Here is a 15,088-nt window from a genome sequence, read left to right as displayed (position 1 = left end):
GGGTCCGGCCTGGCTGGCCGCGCTGCGGGAGGCGGCCAGGTCAGAACTTGCCGTAATAGCCTTCCTTCAGGGCGTCGAACAGGTTGGCCGCGGTATGGGTCTCCCCGTCGTAATCGATCTCCTGATTGCCCTTGGCCTCCACCACTTGGCCGTCCTCCAGCTCGAAGCGGTAAGTGGTGTTCTCCAGGTCCTTCTCCTTGACCAGCACGCCCTGGAAGGCGGCCGGATTGAAGCGGAAGGTGGTGCAGCCCTTCAGGCCCTGGCGGTGGGCATAGGTGTAGATGTCCTTGAAGTCCTCAAACGGATAGTCCGTGGGCACGTTGGCGGTCTTGGAGATCGAAGAGTCCACCCACTTCTGCGCCGCGGCCTGTACGTCCACGTGTTCCTTGGGCGTGATGTCGTCGGCGGAGATGAAGTAGTCCGGCAGCTGCGCTTCCGGATCCTCGGAGTACGGCATCGCCTTGGGGCTGATCAGCTCGCGATAGGCCAGCAGTTCGAAGGAGAACACGTCCACCTTTTCCTTCGACTTCTTGCCCTCGCGGATCACGTTGCGGCTGTAGTGGTGCGCGAACGAAGGCTCGATGCCGTTGGAGGCGTTGTTGGCCAGGCTCAGCGAGATCGTGCCGGTCGGCGCGATCGAGCTGTGGTGGGTGAAGCGCGCGCCGGCTTCGGCCAGCTCCTCCACCAGCTCAGGGGCCACCGTGGCCACCTTCTGCATGTAGCGCGAGTAGCGGGCGTGCAGCACCTTGCCGGAAATCTCCTGGCCGACCTTCCAGCCGTCCTTCTTCATCTCCGGGCGCTTGCGCAGCATCCCGGCGGTCACGGTGAAGCGCTCTTCCATGATCGGCGCGGGGCCTTTTTCCTTTGCCAGCGCCAGGCCGGTTTCCCAGCCGGCAACGGCCATGTCGCGGGCCACCCGCTCGGTGAACTCGCAGCTTTCCTTCGAGCCGTACTTCATCCGCAGCATGGTCACCGTGCTGCCCAGGCCAAGGAAGCCCATGCCGTGGCGACGCTTGCGCATGATCTCGGCACGCTGCCGTTCCAGCGGCAGGCCGTTGATCTCCACCACGTTGTCGAGCATGCGGGTGAACACGTGCACCACTTCGCGGTACTCGTCCCAGTCGAATTCCGCCCGGTCGGTGAACGGATTGCTTACGAACTTGGTGAGGTTGATCGAACCCAGCAGGCAGGCACCGTAAGCCGGCAGCGGCTGCTCGCCGCAGGGGTTGGTGGCGCGGATGTCCTCGCACCACCAGTTGTTGTTCATCTCGTTGACGCGGTCGATCAGGATGAAACCCGGCTCGGCGTAGTCATAGGTGGACGCCATGATCATGTCCCACAGGTGCCGGGCCTTGACCTTGCCGTAGATCTTGCATGCCACCAGGCCGTCATCGCGGACGATGTAGCCCTCGTGCTGCGGCCAGTCACGCCAGACCACCTGCTCGGGATCCTTCATGTCCAGGTCGTCGACTTCCTTCTTGCTGACCGGGAACACCAGCGGCCAGTCGGCGTCGGTGTCCACCGCTTCCATGAAGCCATCGGTGATCAGCAGCGACAGGTTGAACTGGCGCAGGCGCCCGTCCTCGCGCTTGGCGCGGATGAAATCGCGCACGTCGGGATGCGACACGTCGAAGGTGCCCATCTGCGCACCGCGGCGGCCGCCGGCCGAAGACACGGTGAAGCACATCTTGTCGTAGATATCCATGAACGACATCGGACCCGACGTGTAGGCTCCCGCACCCGCAACGAACGCCCCGCGCGGGCGCAGGGTGCTGAACTCGTAGCCGATGCCGCAGCCGGCCTTCAGGGTCAGGCCCGCTTCGTGGACCTTTTCCAGGATGTCGTCCATCGAGTCGCCGATGGTGCCGGACACGGTGCAATTGATGGTGCTGGTGGCGGGCTTGTGCTCCAGCGCGCCGGCGTTGGAGGTGATGCGGCCGGCAGGGATGGCCCCGCGGCGCAGCGCCCACAGGAACCGGTCGTACCAGTAGCTGCGCTTCTCGGCGTCGCCCTCGGCATCGGCCAAGGCACGGGCCACGCGCTGCCAGGTTCCGTCGATGTCGGCGTCCAGGGCTTCGCCCTGCTTGGTCATCAGGCGGTATTTCTTGTCCCAGATGTCCAGCGATGCGGGCTGCATCGGGATCTCCAGCGCCTTGCGCTTGGGTACCGCCTCCAGGCGAACCGTGCTCATGCTGTGTTGTCTCCTGTTCTCCGGCCCGGAGCTGTCCGGACACGCGTTGTTCTGTAGGGCCGCCGCCGGCCTGTTGGCGCCGACGGCAATACACGCCGCGCAGCGCGCTACGCAGCGGTCATGGAATAATTTGCGTGGCGCACGTCACAGTAAGCATGTTCCGGCGCCGTCCCCCGCGACGATGGGTCCTGTTCATACGAACCCCCATTGCTTGTGCCATGTCCACTTCGGTAACCCCAAGATGTAGTGGCCAGCGGCACTCAAAACTACGCCCCGGGGAATCGTAAGTCAAACCAAACCGGTCGGCACGGCGAGGGACTGGCACGGTCGCGATTCAGCATTGGCGAGGCGGGATGGAAAGTGCGCCCATCGCCCCGCTCGAGTGGCTTCCGTGGGGCCGGGCGGACTACGCTTGACCCTCGCCGAACGTGCCCCACTTCACGTATCTGCAACCCTCCGTGCGAGATAAACAGGAGCATCATGCGCCCGCTTCCCACCGTTCTGGCCCTGGTTGTTGCCGCCGCGTTCGGCGGCCTGGTGGCCACCGTATTGCGCGACGGCCTGCCGCCGGCCCTGGCCCAGCCAGCGTCCGTCGAACTGGCTGATCCCACAGGGCGGACGCTGCCTGATCTCGCCCGCCCCATGCCTGTCGCGCTGCCGACCGCCGTGGAGGGCCAGCCCCTGCCTTCGCTGGCGCCCATGCTCGAGCGGGTGACGCCCGCAGTGCTGAGCGTGCACACCCGCCAGCGGGTACGCACCCAGAGCCCGTTCGGCGATGACCCGTTTTTCCGGCGTATGTTCCCGGAACTGGCGCAGGAGCGGATCAACGAATCACTGGGCTCGGGGGTGATCGTGGATGCGGAGCGCGGCCTGGTGCTGACCAACCACCATGTGATCGAAGTGGCGCGCGGCGCCGAAGCGGTATCGGTGTCGGTGACCCTCAGCGACGGGCGCACCATGGAAGCAGAGTTCATCGGCTCCGACCCGGAAACCGACATCGCCCTGATGCGCATCCCCGCCGAGGATCTGACCGCGGTGCCGCTGGCCGACAGCGGCACCCTGCAGGTGGGCGACTTCGTGGTCGCCGTGGGCAATCCCTTCGGCTTCAGCCAGACGGTCACCTCGGGGATCGTCTCGGCGGTGGGCCGCAGCAATGTGCCAGGGGTGGGTTATCAGAACTTCATCCAGACCGACGCCTCGATCAACCCGGGCAATTCCGGCGGTGCGCTGGTCAACCTGCGCGGCGAGCTGGTCGGCATCAACACCGCCAGCTTCAACGTGCAGGGCAGCATGGCCGGCAATATCGGCCTGGGCTTTGCGATTCCTTCCAACCTGGCCGGCAGCGTCATGCGCCAGCTCTACGCAACCGGCGAGGTCCGCCGCGGCACGCTGGGCATCGATACCCAGACGGTGGATGCGCAGCTCGCCCGCGGCCTGGAGCTGGAGACACCGCGTGGCGCAGTGGTGACCCGCGTGCATGCGGGGTCGTCCAGCGCGCAGGGTGGTCTGCGCGCCGGCGATGTGATCATCGCCGCCAACGGCCAGCGCATCGACAACAGCGAATCGCTGCGCAACTTCCAGGGCCTGCAGCCGCTGGACACCGAGGTCACCCTGGAAATCATCCGGAATGGGCGCACCATCAACGTCAGTACCCGCCTGATGGAAGTGCCTCGCGACGGCGCCAGCTACGACCCGCGCCTGGCCGGTGCCACCCTGGCCGACCTGCCTGAAGCGCTGCGGCGCAGCGCCGGTGACCGCGTGGGCGGCGTGCGGATTGAAAGCGTGGAGTCCGGCAGCCGCGCCGAGCGCAATGGCCTGCGCGCCGGCGACCTGATCCTGGCTTCGTCCGGCGGACCGTTCCGGGACCTGGCCGGCTTCCGCGCTGCGCTGTCCGAATCGCCGGAGGATCTGGTGCTGATCGTGCAGCGCGGCCGCTCGCGTGGCCAGGTCCGTCTGCAATAGCAGCCGTGCTCGCATGGCGTGCACAAGGCATGCTACAGACTCACAAACTCGCCCCACCACCACCCACAGGAGACATCCGATGAACGACCCCTCCACCGATTCGGTCAAGACCAACCCTTCCGCAGAGTCGGTCAAGGTGAACCCCTCCAGCGACTCGGTCAAGAGCAACCTTGGCGAGGCCAGCAGCCACCTCAAGCAGGCCGCCCGCGATGCCGGCGATGCCGTCCGCAGCGCCGCCAGCGTTGCCGGAGATGAGCTCAAACAGGGCCGCGCCAACGTCAGGAGCGACCTGGCTGATACCGCCCTGTCCGGCAAGGCCGCAATGGAAGACCTGAGCGAAGCCGGCAAGGAACAGCTTGACCAGGTGATGGACAAGGGCCGCGACCTGGTGGACAGCGCTGCCGACCTGATCCGCGAACGCCCGCTGGCTTCGTTCGGCGTGGCATTTGCCGCAGGCTGGATCATCGCCAAGCTGGCGCGCAGCCGGTAATCCCTCACGTCTTCATCCAAGCAGCCGGGGCATGCCTTGAACGATGATCATCCCGACAGCGCCGGTGCGCAGGACGCCGCCGGACCCGCTGGGGAAGCACCGCATCTGGACGAAAGCGTCCGCCGCGTCACCGCGGCCGGACGCCAGACCCTTGCCTCCGGGCGCGACGCCGCCCGCGCCCTGCGCCGCCTGTTCCGTGCCGACCTGGCGCTGGCTCGGGCGGCCCTCGGTCGCGCGGCGGCGTGGTTGGCCCTGACCGTCGTCTTCGGCACTTCCGCCTGGCTGTTGACCATCACCTTCCTGGTCATCCTGCTGCATTCGTTCGGGCTGAGCTGGCTGGCTTCGGCCCTGATCGCGGCAGCGCTCAACTTCATCATCACCGCCCTGGCCGCGTGGCGCGTAGCCGTCTACGCCCGGCATACCGGGCTGCAGGCCACCCGTCGCCAGCTCGCCCGGTTGGGCCTGCTGCAGGACGAAGATGACGAGGACGAAGAAAGCAGCACACAGCCGCGTGCCCAGGCACCGGTTCCGCAGAGGCCACCCGCATGAACTTCCAGCAGCTGAAACGTCGGGTCGAACGCGGCGAAACCCTTGTGGAAGGCCGCTTCCTGCAGACCCGGGAAAGCCAGGGGCGCATGAGTCGCGAATGGCGCGAAGCCTGGACCCCGCTGCGGATCGTGGTGGCCGGCCTGGCGTCGGGCTTTCTCATGGGCCGTGCGGAGCCGGAAAAGGCCCTGAAACAGCTGGGCAAGTTCGGAAGTCCCCGCACCCTGCAACTGGTCGGCTCCGTGGCCGGGCTGGTGGGTTCGCTCCAGGCGGCTTTCGCAGCGATGACTGCCAAGAGCGCAGCCGAGACCGCTGACGAAGCCGCTGAAACGGCCGACGAAGCCGCTGTGACCGCGGCGGAAGCGGATGCCGGCACGGCACCCGGAGCCGCCGCGCCTGCCGGTATGCACACCGCCGGGCCCGCAACCGGGCCGCAGCCCCGAACCGACCGTCGCCAACCCGAGCCTCCCTGGGACCACCAGCCGTCGCCCGCCGAGGCGGCGACCGAACTGTCCGAGCGCTAGGAGGCCGGCCCATGGGCAGCGCCGATCTGCCAGCGCCGTCGCCTGCCGCCCCGGCCCCTCCGCCGCCGCGCCCGCGCGCATCGATTCCAGTAGTGATCCTGGCCACCCTGGCCGTGCTGTTCGCAGCCTGGGCCGCGCGCGACCTGCTGCTGCCAGTGCTGCTGGCGATGTTTTTCGCCCTGATCGGCAACCCGGTCATGCGCCTGCTCAGGCGGGCGCGCATCCCGTCCTTCCCCGGCGCCCTGCTGCTGCTGGGCACGGCCCTGGTGCTGACGGTGCTGCTCGGCCGCCAGCTGGTGGCCCCGGCCGCGGAGTGGATGCAGCAGCTTCCCAGCGAGCTGCAGGTGCTTTCGCCCAAGCTGCAGCAGATGACCGGGCCGATGCAGCAGGCCAGTGAAGCCGCGGCCAGCGTTGCCCGCGCCGCCGACGGTACCGATGCCCGCCAGCTCGAGGTGGTGGCGGTGCGCGAGCAGGATCCGTGGGAGCGGCTGGTGGCCACGCCGAAGATGGTGATGGCGGTGCTTGCAGTGTTGCTGCTCACGTTCTTTTTCATGGTCTACGGAGAGCGCTTGCAGCGGCATGCGATTTCGCTGCTGCCCAGCCGCTACCAGCAGAAAGTGAGCGTGGAGATCATGCAGGGAATCGAGCAGGAAGTGTCCCGTTACGTGTTCACCATCACCATGATCAACGCCGTGCTCGGCGCGGCGGTGGCGGTGGCGCTGCACCTGATCGGGCTGAGCCTGCCCAATGCACTGCTGTGGGGCACGCTGGTGGCACTGCTCAACTACGCACCCTATGTAGGCGCCTTCATGGCCGCCACGGGGTTGCTGCTGATGGGCCTGATCGTCTGGGACGACCTTGGCCAGGCCCTGCTTCCCCTCGGCGTCTACCTGGTATTGCAGACGCTGGAAGGTCAGATCTTCACCCCGATCGTGGTCGGCCATCGCATGGCGCTTTCCCCGCTGCTGCTGGTACTGGCGCTGATGCTGTTCGGCTTCCTGTGGGGCTTCATCGGCCTGCTGCTGGCGGTGCCACTGCTGGTATGCACCAAGAAGGTGCTCTCGCGCATCGATGGCATGGAGCCCTGGGCACGACTGCTGGAATGATCCGTTGCAGGCCGGAAGCCCCGCCGGCCGTTGCGTAGAATGGGCACATGCAGTTTTTCCCTGTCCGCGCCATCACCCTTGATCTTGACGACACCGTATGGCCGTTCGCGCCGATCGGGGAGCGGATCGAGCGGGCGCTGGATGAGTGGTTCCGCACCCACAGTCCGCGTACCGCCGAGCGCTTCTCCACCGGGGCCATGCGCGATCTGCGACTGCGGGTGCACCAGCAGCACCCGCATCTGGCACACGACGTTTCGGCCCTGCGCCGACTGACCATTGAACAGGCGCTGCGCGAAAGCGGCGGCGACCCGGACCTGGTGGATTCGGCCTACGAGGCTTTCTTCGCCGCCCGCAACCAGGTGGATTGCTACCCCGACAGCGTCCCGGCGCTTGAGCGCATCGCCGCCCTGGTGCCGATCGCGGCGCTGACCAACGGCAATGCCGATCTCGGCCGGATCGGACTGGATCAGCACTTCGTCTTCCAGCTCGGTGCCGTGGAGCATGGCAAGGCCAAACCTTCGGCCTGCATCTTCCACGCCGCCTGCACACGTCTGGGCTGCGCCCACGGCCAGGTGCTACACGTGGGCGATCACATCGAGGCCGACGTGGTCGGTGCTGCGCGGGCCGGCCTGCGCAGCTGCTGGATCAACCGCGACGGCCGCACCTGGCAACACCCCACCATCACCCCCGACCTGGAGTTCGACAGCCTGACCGGCCTGGCCGACTGGCTGGACGCAGGGCTCCGGGATGCATCCCACAGGAGCGTTTCAGAATGACCCTTCCCCCCGGGCTGACCACCTCCGCAGCGGCAGCAAACCCACGCCCGCTGCATCTGCTCGACCGCGAGTCCCTGCCCGCATGGCTGGACCAACAGCCCGCCACCACCCGGCAGTGGCTTGATGCTCATGGCTTCGACGCTGCGCCCGGCACCTGGCTGAGCCTGCCCGCCGAAGAAGGCAGCGCTCCCGGCGCGGTGCTGGGGCTCGCCGACCGCCTGGATCCGTTTTCCTATGCGCATGCCCCGTTCGGCCTGCCGGCGGGCGACTGGCAGCCTGTGCAGGCGCCGGAAGGTGAGGCCCGCAATGCCCTGGTACTGGGCTGGGGCCTGGGCAGCTACCGTTTCGACCGCTACAAGAAAGCCCCGCGTGCGCCGGCGCAGCTGGCACTGGAGGCCGACGCGGAAACCCTGGCAGTGATCGCCGCCTGCAGCCGCGTGCGCGACCTGGTCAACACGCCGACCGAAGACCTGGGCCCGGAAGAGCTGGAAGCAGTGGCCCGCGGCATTGCCGATGCGCACGGCGGCCGGCTTGAAAGCATCGTCGGCGACGAACTGCTGGAGCAGAACTTCCCCGCCATCCACGCCGTCGGCCGCGCCTCGCACCGCGCACCGCGGCTGCTGCACCTGACCTGGGGCAAGCAGGGCGACCCGCTGCTGTCACTGGTCGGCAAGGGCGTGTGCTTCGACACCGGTGGCCTGGACATCAAGCCCGCCGACGGCATGCGCAACATGAAGAAGGATATGGGCGGCGCTGCCCACGCACTGGCACTGGCCGAGCTGGTCATGACCCGCGGCCTGCCGGTGCGCCTGTCGCTGCTGATCCCCGCGGTGGAAAACGCGATCGGCCCGGACGCCTTTCGCCCCGGCGAAGTGGTCGCCACCCGCAAGGGCATCAGCGTGGAGATCGACAACACCGACGCCGAGGGCCGGGTGGTGCTGGGCGATGCGCTGACCTATGCCGGCGAATCCTCACCCGACCTGCTGATCGACTTCGCCACCCTCACCGGCGCGGCGCGGATCGCGCTGGGGCCGGACCTGCCTGCGCTCTACAGCAACAACGACGCCGTGGCCAACGCATGGCTCAAGGCCGGCATGGACCAGCGCGATCCGGTCTGGCGCATGCCCCTATGGCGTCCGTACCTGCGCTACCTCACCAGCCGCGTGGCCGACATCGCCAACGCCGGCTCACGCATGGCCGGTTCCGTCACCGCGGCCCTGTACCTGGAGCGCTTCGTGCCCGAAGACACCCAGTGGGCGCATCTTGATGTGTTCGCCTGGAATGAAAGCGAACGCGCCGGCCGCCCCGTCGGCGGCGAAGCCCAGGGCCTGCGCTCGGTGTGGGCCATGCTCAAGTCGCGCTACGGAGGCTGAGGCGGAATGAACCAGGGGTTCCAGGGAAGGTCACCCAAACCATCTATCCACACCGCAATCCTCGTGGCGGTGGCCTTGGCGGCCAGCGCCTGCGCCACACTGGAGGACCGCATCGCCGAACCAAGGGGACGGTCCATGCTGTCCGGCGCTTCAGCCGTACAGTTCGAGACCGGCATGGGAATCACCCGCGGGCAGTTCCAGGTGCCCAGCGGGCCCCTGCTGGAATACCGCCTGGTGGAACCCCGCACCTACGACATCCAGTATCGCTACGTCCGTACCGACGAGGGCGTGAAGTTCGGGTTCAATGCTGGAAACAGCGCCGATGAGCGCCTCCCGGTGCCGGTGAAAGGGACGGTGGTGCTGGTCCACGGCTGGGGCATGGACGGCAGTTCGATGTTGCACTGGGCCCTGGCCCTTGCCGAACACGGCTGGCGCGGCATCGCGATCGACCTTCGCAATCACGGTACCTCCGGCCGCGCGCCAGCTGGCTTCGGACCCCGCGAGGGTGGGGATATCGCCGCCCTGGTCAGTGCCCTGCGCGAGTCCGGCGAGATCGATGGCCCGCTGGCCCTGTTCGGTGTGTCATACGGCGCAGTGGCATCGCTCTACGCCGCAGCCGAACTTGGCGCGGACCAGGTCGATGCGGTAGTCGCCATGGCCCCGTACGCCAACGCCGCCGATGGCATCCGCGACATGATTGGCGGAATGAAGGCGATGCCATCGCTGGGCGTGCGCAGCCAGCTGTTGAGAACCTACGCCCGGGCGCGCTATGACCAAGCGCGAATCGATCGGGCAATCAGGACCGCAGGCAGACGGCTTGATGTGGATCTGGCGAATGTGGACGTGCGCGTGCCCGCAGCCGGATTTACCGGCTGCATGATTCTGCTCCATGGCACCGAGGACGGCTTCTTCCCGATGGAGGTCGTCCAGTCGCTGGCCGAGGTTTCGCCGCGTGGTCAGCTGGTGGCGCTGGAAGGCGAACATCACTTCACCGCCCCGATGCGCGTGGACTGGTTGGCGGAGCCGATTGCGGAATGGCTGGATGCAGCAGCTGCTGGCTGCAGGCCCTTTGTACTTCCATCACCGCCCCCGGCCGACTCCTGACCGGACGGACGCGAGACACATTCAAAGGACCGGTGGCATTCCGTCAGGCGGGAAGATCGAACAGAAGGATGTCGGCCAGGCTGCCCTCGCCTGTGCCGGTGATGCGCAGCTCGCCGAACTCGTCGGCGTAGCCGATGGCGTCGCCGGCGGCCAGGCGCTGGTCGTCGACGCGGGCTTCGCCCTGGACGGTCTGCAGCCAATAGCGACGCGCCGGGTCCAGCGTCAGGGCGACTGACTCTCCGCTCCCCAACTGCACGCCAAGAAGGCGCGCGTCCTGGCGGATCGCCAGGCTGCCTTCCGCCCCATCCGGCGAGGCCAGCAGGCCCCATTGGCCGCGACGAGTGGCCGGGTCGAAGGCCTTCTGCGCATAGTCGGGCGCGGCGTTGAGCCGGTCCGGCTGGATCCAGGTCTGCAGGAAATGCACCGCTTCGGAGTCGGAGTGGTTGTACTCGCTGTGCTCGACGCCGTGGCCGGCACTCATCCACTGCAGCTCGCCCGGACGCAGCACGCCCTCGCTGCCGGTGCTGTCGCGATGGGCCAGGCCGCCTGAAATCACGTAGCTGATGATCTCCATGTTGGCGTGGCCGTGCGGAGCGAATCCACCTCCCGGCGCGACCCGGTCCTCGTTGATCACCCGCAGCGGTCCCCAGCCCATCCACTGTGGGTCGTGGTAGTGGCCGAAGGAAAAGCTGTGGCGGCTGTCGAGCCAGCCGGTACGGACGTGGCCGCGCTCACCGGCTGGACGGAATATTTTCATGGTGTTGAACCGATCAGATGTAGGAGCGCGCCATGCGCGCGAAGCCGCGTGAAGTCTGGCAGCGGGGTGTGGTTTCGGACCGGCAGCGCTGCCTGAAGCCCGCTGCGAAAACGCGCGGGGGCCGGAGCTTCGCGCCGCGACAGAAGTCACGCGGCTTCGCGCGCATGGCGCGCTCCTACGAAAGAAGGCCGGCGGGGGTGCCGCCGGCCTTGGAATCAGGCCTCGTCGCCTTCGGCGGCGGGCGCCTCGGTGGTGATGTGCAGTTCGATTTCATCGGCCACGTTGGGCACGAACATGCCCAGGTCGAACTCGCTGCGCTTGATGGTGGCGCTGGCGTCAAAGCCGGCGGTCTGCTTTTCGGTCGCCGGGTGCGCGGCAATCTGGTTGATCGTGGCGTCAAGTACGACTTCCTTGGTGATGCCCTTGATGGTGAGCTCGCCGGTGATCTTCAGCTCGCCTTCGCCAGCGGCTTGGACCGAGGTGCTGCGGAAAGTGGCCTCCGGGAAGTTCTCCGCATCGAAGAAATCATCGCTGCGCAGGTGGTCGTTGAAGGCCGACACGTTGGACTCCATGCCCGACAGCGGCAGCGTCACCTGGACGCTGGAAGCGGCCACGTCGTCCGCGTCGTAGACGATGGTGCCGTCCACGTCGCCGAACAGGATCACCGGATTGGAGAAGCCGAAGTGGTTCCACTTCGCGGCCACGGTGGTGTGGTCCGGATCCATGGTGTAGGTCACCGGCGCGGCGAACGCGGCGGTGGCGGACAGCGACAGGGCGGCGGCAAGCGCCAGGCGGCGGAAATTGCGATGGTTCATGGTGATGTCTCCAGAAATAGGGGATGTGGCAGGGGAAGTAACGTCTTTACTCGATGCGGCAGGCCTCGTCGAACCCGAGCCGCGGCGACCGGTCGAAGATGCTGGCCGGGTCACCCTTGCCCAGGTTGACCAGGAAGTTGGAGCGGATGGAGGTGTCCTTGAAGAACGCCTCATCCACCTTCGCCGCGTTGAATCCGGTCATCGGACCGGTATCCAGGCCAAGTGCGCGTGCGGCGAGGATCAGGTACGCACCCTGCAGGGAGCCGTTGCGGATGGCGTGCTCGCGGCGGTTTTCCTGCGGGCCTTCGAACCACGCCTTGGCATCGGTGTGGGGGAACAGGTACGGCAGCTTCTCGTGGAACTCCAGGTCATGGCCGACGATCACCGTCACCGGCGCCGCCATGGTCTTGGCGCGGTTGCCCTCATCCAGTGCGGGCTCCAGCCTGGCCTTGGCCTCGGCCGAGCGCACGAACACGAAGCGCGCGGGCGTGGTGTTGGCAGTGGTGGGCCCCCACTTGATCAGGTCGTAGAGGCGCGTCAGGGTGGCGTCATCAATCTCGCCGCTGAACCGGTTGTAGGTGCGGGCGGTGCGGAACAGCTGGTCAAGCGCTGCGCCGGTCAGGACTTCAGTCATGTGGAAAGTGTCTCCCCCGCGGCGGATGCCGCATGTGAATTGGTGTCCAGTGTAGAGTTCCACGGATGTTTGGGGAGCCTGTTGACCGGAACATAAGATCACAAAAACAGAACGATGAATGGATATTGACCCGCACATCAACATTAATGGAACGGCGTGGGCGCTTACCGAAGGTCACGCGGGCAACCTGCGCCAAGCGCTTTCGCTGGCGGCAGCGATGGGGCACGACTCTGTCCGCAACTGGCACCTGACGCCGCAGCGCCCTTGGCGCTGGGCCGCTCCGCGCCGCCTTCCCGGCGCGCGACACGCCTTCGGCAGCGAATTCGCTCGCGCCCTCGCCACACCGCCAGCATTGGCCATCGGCTGCGGACGCCAGTCGGCCTTGGCTACGCGGCTGCTGCGCGAAGCAGGCGCCCGTGCGGTGCAGATCCTGGATCCACGCGTGGATCCCGCTCACTGGGACCTGGTGATCGCACCCGAGCACGACGGACTCGAAGGCCCCAACGTGCTGACCCTGCTTGGCAGCCTCAACCCGGTGGACGATGCGTGGCTGGCCACAGGACGCGCGGACTTCCCGCTGCTGGCCGAACTGCCGCGCCCGCGCATTGCCGTGCTGCTCGGCGGCAGCAGCCGCCATGCACGCTTTGATCGCGCCGCATTCGAGGCCTTGGCCCAATCCATATCGACAGTGCTGGACAGCGAGGGCGGCAGCGTATTGGCCACGGTCTCGCGGCGCACGCCGGTGGAGGTCACCTCTGCCCTGCGCGCACGGATGGACAGCGAGGCATGGCCGGGAGTGGCCTGGTCCGGGCAAAGCGGGGGCACCAACCCGTATCCGGGCCTGCTGGCCTGGGCCGACCGCATCATCTGCACGCCCGACTCGGTGAACATGGTGTCGGAAGCCTGTGCCACCCGCGCGCCGGTGTTCGTGTTCGATCCCACGCGTACTGAAGGCCGGCCGCGCCGCTTCCTTGATGCCCTGCTCACCCGCGGACGCATCCGGCCGGTGGACGGCACGCTGGCCCGCTTCGACTGCGAGCCACTGCGCGAAACCGCACGCATTGCAGACCAGGTGCGCGAGCGGATCAGCTGACCCGCCCGCCCTCCTGTGGTTCACGCCGCCGCAGGGTCAGGACTGGACGTGGACCTGGGCATCAATGGCCGCGTAATCGCGGTCACCGAACCCACCCGCCGTGCTGCCGTCCGAGATCGAGAACAGCCGCTCGGCCAGCCCGTAGTCGCTGTTGCCCATGTTCCCGCCCAGCGACAGGGCGAAATCCCAGGCATCCGGCGTCGGGTAGGAACCGTCCGGCTCCATGTAGCCGAGCAGGTGCCCAAGATCCATATGGGCGCCGTTCTCCACTGCGCTGCCGGTCTGGCCGGCCAGCGCCTGCATCTGGCTTTCGTTGAAGCTCAGGGTCACGGTCTGGCCGGCTTCCACCGGGCCGCTGGCAGCCTGTTCCAGGTCGCCGGTCAGTGCCGCGTTGAGCAGCTGCTCGTTCTGCTCGTCCACCTGGAAGTCGTAGCTGTAGACGCGATCGGCGGCGATCTCATTGTCATCCGCGTCCCAGCGCTGGGTGATGTTCATCGGCACGTTGCCCGAGTACTGCAGATCTACCGTGCGCTCCAGCGAGCCGTCCGGGAAGGTGGTCACCACCATGTTGCCGGTGTTCTGTGCGCCATCCAGGGTCAGCTTGAGCGGGCCGAGCTTGCCGGTGAGCTGGGTCTGGGAGCTGAAATCCACCTTCTCGATGGTGGCCACGTTGCTCACGCCATCGCCGTTGTCTTCGGGCAGGCTGCCGGTGGTGATGAAATCGTTGTAGCCCGCCAGCCCCTCTTCGGTGGACAGGTCGAACTCGGCGGTCTGCAGGGTGGCTTCGGACAGGCTGTCGTTGCGGCCCAGCATCACGTTGGCCACGCCAATATCCACGCCTATGCCGTTGTAGGCCTTGATCGCCTCGGTCGGCCCGGCGGTGACCCGCACGGTGTCCTCACCGGTGCGTTCAATCGCCGTGCTCACTCCGCTCTCGTCGGTGACCTTGGTCTGCAGGGCGAGCTTCTGGAAGGTGGCCTTGAACTCGTTGGTGCTGTAGTCCGAGCCGTTCATGGTCACCACGGTGCCTTCCGGCATTGAGTAGGGATCGAACGGATTGATGTCCTTCGGATCGACCGCGGCGTCCTCCGGCATGGTCACCTGGTAGGAGGTGCGGATGCCTTCGGTGCGGCCGATCTCGAGCCCGGCCTTGGGCGTATTCACCCCGCCCTTGAGGAACACCGACACGTCGGTCGACAGCTGGTACGTGGTCACGCCGTCTTCGGTCTTGCCACCCTCGGTGACCGACGCGTTGCCGCCGGCGCTGAAGCTGACCCCGTAGCCCTTGGCGTTCTTCACCGACTCCGAGAAGGAGCCTCCCCCGGAGAGGGTGACGGTGCCCTTTTCTTCATTGGCGCTGATGCCCACGGTGCCCGAGGTGGACGACTGCCGCACGGTGCCGTCATCGGACGTGGTGGTGGTCCGCTCCGTCGTGGTGTTGCTGGCGCCAACGCTGCCGTCGTTGGACAGGCTCACGCTGGGATCGTCCGTGACCCGCGCCGGGATGGTCAGCTCCTGGTTCGGGTACACCATGTCCGGGTTCTGGACCGACGGATTCGCCTTCATGATGTCCTGCACCGACACGCCGTGGCGGTTGGCGATGTCGGTGATGCTTTCAGCCGGAGCCACCGTGTGCTTGGCCTCGTTGCGGGTCGGGGGCGGCGGCGGTGGCTGGTAGCCGCCGTCACGGATAGCGTGGATGCTCATGGGCCGTCCT

General features: G+C 67.1%; 14 protein-coding genes. 9 read left to right on the top strand and 5 right to left on the bottom strand.

Annotated features, from left to right (window positions below; all coding sequences use genetic code 11):
• Positions 1–40: 40 nt before the first annotated feature.
• Positions 41–2,191 carry an adenosylcobalamin-dependent ribonucleoside-diphosphate reductase gene (locus ACW7G2_RS04265; protein WP_456973076.1) on the bottom strand — a complete coding sequence of 717 codons (2,151 nt, stop codon included), beginning with the start codon at positions 2,189–2,191 and terminating at the stop codon, positions 41–43.
• Positions 2,192–2,671: 480 nt separating this feature from the next.
• Between ACW7G2_RS04265 and ACW7G2_RS04260 the strand changes: the two genes are divergently transcribed.
• From ACW7G2_RS04260 to ACW7G2_RS04225, 8 genes are all read left to right on the top strand, one after another.
• Positions 2,672–4,153 (top strand): trypsin-like peptidase domain-containing protein, encoded by a 1,482-nt coding sequence (locus tag ACW7G2_RS04260; RefSeq protein ID WP_456973074.1) that lies wholly within the window; start codon positions 2,672–2,674, stop codon positions 4,151–4,153.
• A 79-nt stretch (positions 4,154–4,232) separates the two neighbouring features.
• Positions 4,233–4,643, top strand: a complete 411-nt coding sequence (locus ACW7G2_RS04255) for a DUF883 family protein (protein ID WP_456973072.1) — start codon at positions 4,233–4,235, stop codon at positions 4,641–4,643.
• Positions 4,644–4,679: 36 nt separating this feature from the next.
• Positions 4,680–5,192 carry a phage holin family protein gene (locus ACW7G2_RS04250; protein WP_456973070.1) on the top strand — a complete coding sequence of 171 codons (513 nt, stop codon included), beginning with the start codon at positions 4,680–4,682 and terminating at the stop codon, positions 5,190–5,192.
• Positions 5,189–5,713, top strand: coding sequence for a protein sip-5 (locus tag ACW7G2_RS04245; RefSeq protein WP_456973068.1), 525 nt, complete (start codon positions 5,189–5,191; stop codon positions 5,711–5,713). Before ACW7G2_RS04250 ends, ACW7G2_RS04245 begins: the two co-directional genes overlap by 4 nt.
• A gap of 11 nt (positions 5,714–5,724) precedes the next feature.
• Entirely contained in the window at positions 5,725–6,819 is a 1,095-nt protein-coding gene (locus tag ACW7G2_RS04240) for an AI-2E family transporter (protein ID WP_456973066.1), read from the top strand.
• A gap of 47 nt (positions 6,820–6,866) precedes the next feature.
• Positions 6,867–7,595, top strand: coding sequence for an HAD family hydrolase (locus tag ACW7G2_RS04235; protein ID WP_456973064.1), 729 nt, complete (start codon positions 6,867–6,869; stop codon positions 7,593–7,595).
• A complete protein-coding gene (locus ACW7G2_RS04230; RefSeq protein WP_456973062.1) occupies positions 7,592–8,968 on the top strand; it encodes a leucyl aminopeptidase family protein in 1,377 nt (458 codons plus the stop codon). Before ACW7G2_RS04235 ends, ACW7G2_RS04230 begins: the two co-directional genes overlap by 4 nt.
• 6 nt (positions 8,969–8,974) lie before the next feature.
• Positions 8,975–10,072, top strand: a complete 1,098-nt coding sequence (locus ACW7G2_RS04225; RefSeq protein WP_456973060.1) for an alpha/beta fold hydrolase — start codon at positions 8,975–8,977, stop codon at positions 10,070–10,072.
• A 43-nt stretch (positions 10,073–10,115) separates the two neighbouring features.
• Here ACW7G2_RS04225 and ACW7G2_RS04220 read toward each other — a convergent pair whose 3' ends face one another.
• The 3 genes from ACW7G2_RS04220 to ACW7G2_RS04210 form a co-directional block, all read right to left on the bottom strand.
• Positions 10,116–10,829 (bottom strand): pirin family protein, encoded by a 714-nt coding sequence (locus ACW7G2_RS04220; protein ID WP_456973058.1) that lies wholly within the window; start codon positions 10,827–10,829, stop codon positions 10,116–10,118.
• Positions 10,830–11,044: 215 nt separating this feature from the next.
• Positions 11,045–11,644 carry a YceI family protein gene (locus ACW7G2_RS04215; RefSeq protein WP_456973056.1) on the bottom strand — a complete coding sequence of 200 codons (600 nt, stop codon included), beginning with the start codon at positions 11,642–11,644 and terminating at the stop codon, positions 11,045–11,047.
• 46 nt (positions 11,645–11,690) lie between these two features.
• Positions 11,691–12,278, bottom strand: a complete 588-nt coding sequence (locus ACW7G2_RS04210) for a malonic semialdehyde reductase (protein ID WP_456973055.1) — start codon at positions 12,276–12,278, stop codon at positions 11,691–11,693.
• A 118-nt stretch (positions 12,279–12,396) separates the two neighbouring features.
• Here ACW7G2_RS04210 and ACW7G2_RS04205 point away from each other — a divergent pair, with 118 nt between their 5' ends.
• Positions 12,397–13,371, top strand: coding sequence for a mitochondrial fission ELM1 family protein (locus ACW7G2_RS04205; protein ID WP_456973053.1), 975 nt, complete (start codon positions 12,397–12,399; stop codon positions 13,369–13,371).
• Between the two features lie 36 nt (positions 13,372–13,407).
• Here the strand turns inward: ACW7G2_RS04205 and ACW7G2_RS04200 are convergent, their stop codons facing one another.
• Complete coding sequence (locus ACW7G2_RS04200) at positions 13,408–15,078, bottom strand: LysM peptidoglycan-binding domain-containing protein (protein WP_456973051.1); 1,671 nt, start codon at positions 15,076–15,078, stop codon at positions 13,408–13,410.
• Positions 15,079–15,088 lie beyond the last annotated feature (10 nt).

Source organism: Luteimonas sp. A277 (assembly GCF_054052045.1).
The sequence above is the reverse complement of the archived record's forward strand: the minus strand, read 5'-3'. Positions and strand labels throughout refer to the sequence as shown.

Bases quoted from the DNA above. Each gene is read 5' to 3' on its own strand.
- ACW7G2_RS04200 (WP_456973051.1), bottom strand. From the start codon at position 15,078: ATGAGCATCCACGCTATCCGTGACGGCGGCTACCAGCCACCGCCGCCG.
- ACW7G2_RS04265 (WP_456973076.1), bottom strand. From the start codon at position 2,191: ATGAGCACGGTTCGCCTGGAGGCGGTACCCAAGCGCAAGGCGCTGGAG.
- ACW7G2_RS04245 (WP_456973068.1), top strand. From the start codon at position 5,189: ATGAACTTCCAGCAGCTGAAACGTCGGGTCGAACGCGGCGAAACCCTT.
- ACW7G2_RS04230 (WP_456973062.1), top strand. From the start codon at position 7,592: ATGACCCTTCCCCCCGGGCTGACCACCTCCGCAGCGGCAGCAAACCCA.
- ACW7G2_RS04260 (WP_456973074.1), top strand. From the start codon at position 2,672: ATGCGCCCGCTTCCCACCGTTCTGGCCCTGGTTGTTGCCGCCGCGTTC.
- ACW7G2_RS04235 (WP_456973064.1), top strand. From the start codon at position 6,867: ATGCAGTTTTTCCCTGTCCGCGCCATCACCCTTGATCTTGACGACACC.
- ACW7G2_RS04225 (WP_456973060.1), top strand. From the start codon at position 8,975: ATGAACCAGGGGTTCCAGGGAAGGTCACCCAAACCATCTATCCACACC.
- ACW7G2_RS04215 (WP_456973056.1), bottom strand. From the start codon at position 11,644: ATGAACCATCGCAATTTCCGCCGCCTGGCGCTTGCCGCCGCCCTGTCG.
- ACW7G2_RS04220 (WP_456973058.1), bottom strand. From the start codon at position 10,829: ATGAAAATATTCCGTCCAGCCGGTGAGCGCGGCCACGTCCGTACCGGC.
- ACW7G2_RS04255 (WP_456973072.1), top strand. From the start codon at position 4,233: ATGAACGACCCCTCCACCGATTCGGTCAAGACCAACCCTTCCGCAGAG.
- ACW7G2_RS04240 (WP_456973066.1), top strand. From the start codon at position 5,725: ATGGGCAGCGCCGATCTGCCAGCGCCGTCGCCTGCCGCCCCGGCCCCT.
- ACW7G2_RS04210 (WP_456973055.1), bottom strand. From the start codon at position 12,278: ATGACTGAAGTCCTGACCGGCGCAGCGCTTGACCAGCTGTTCCGCACC.
- ACW7G2_RS04205 (WP_456973053.1), top strand. From the start codon at position 12,397: ATGGATATTGACCCGCACATCAACATTAATGGAACGGCGTGGGCGCTT.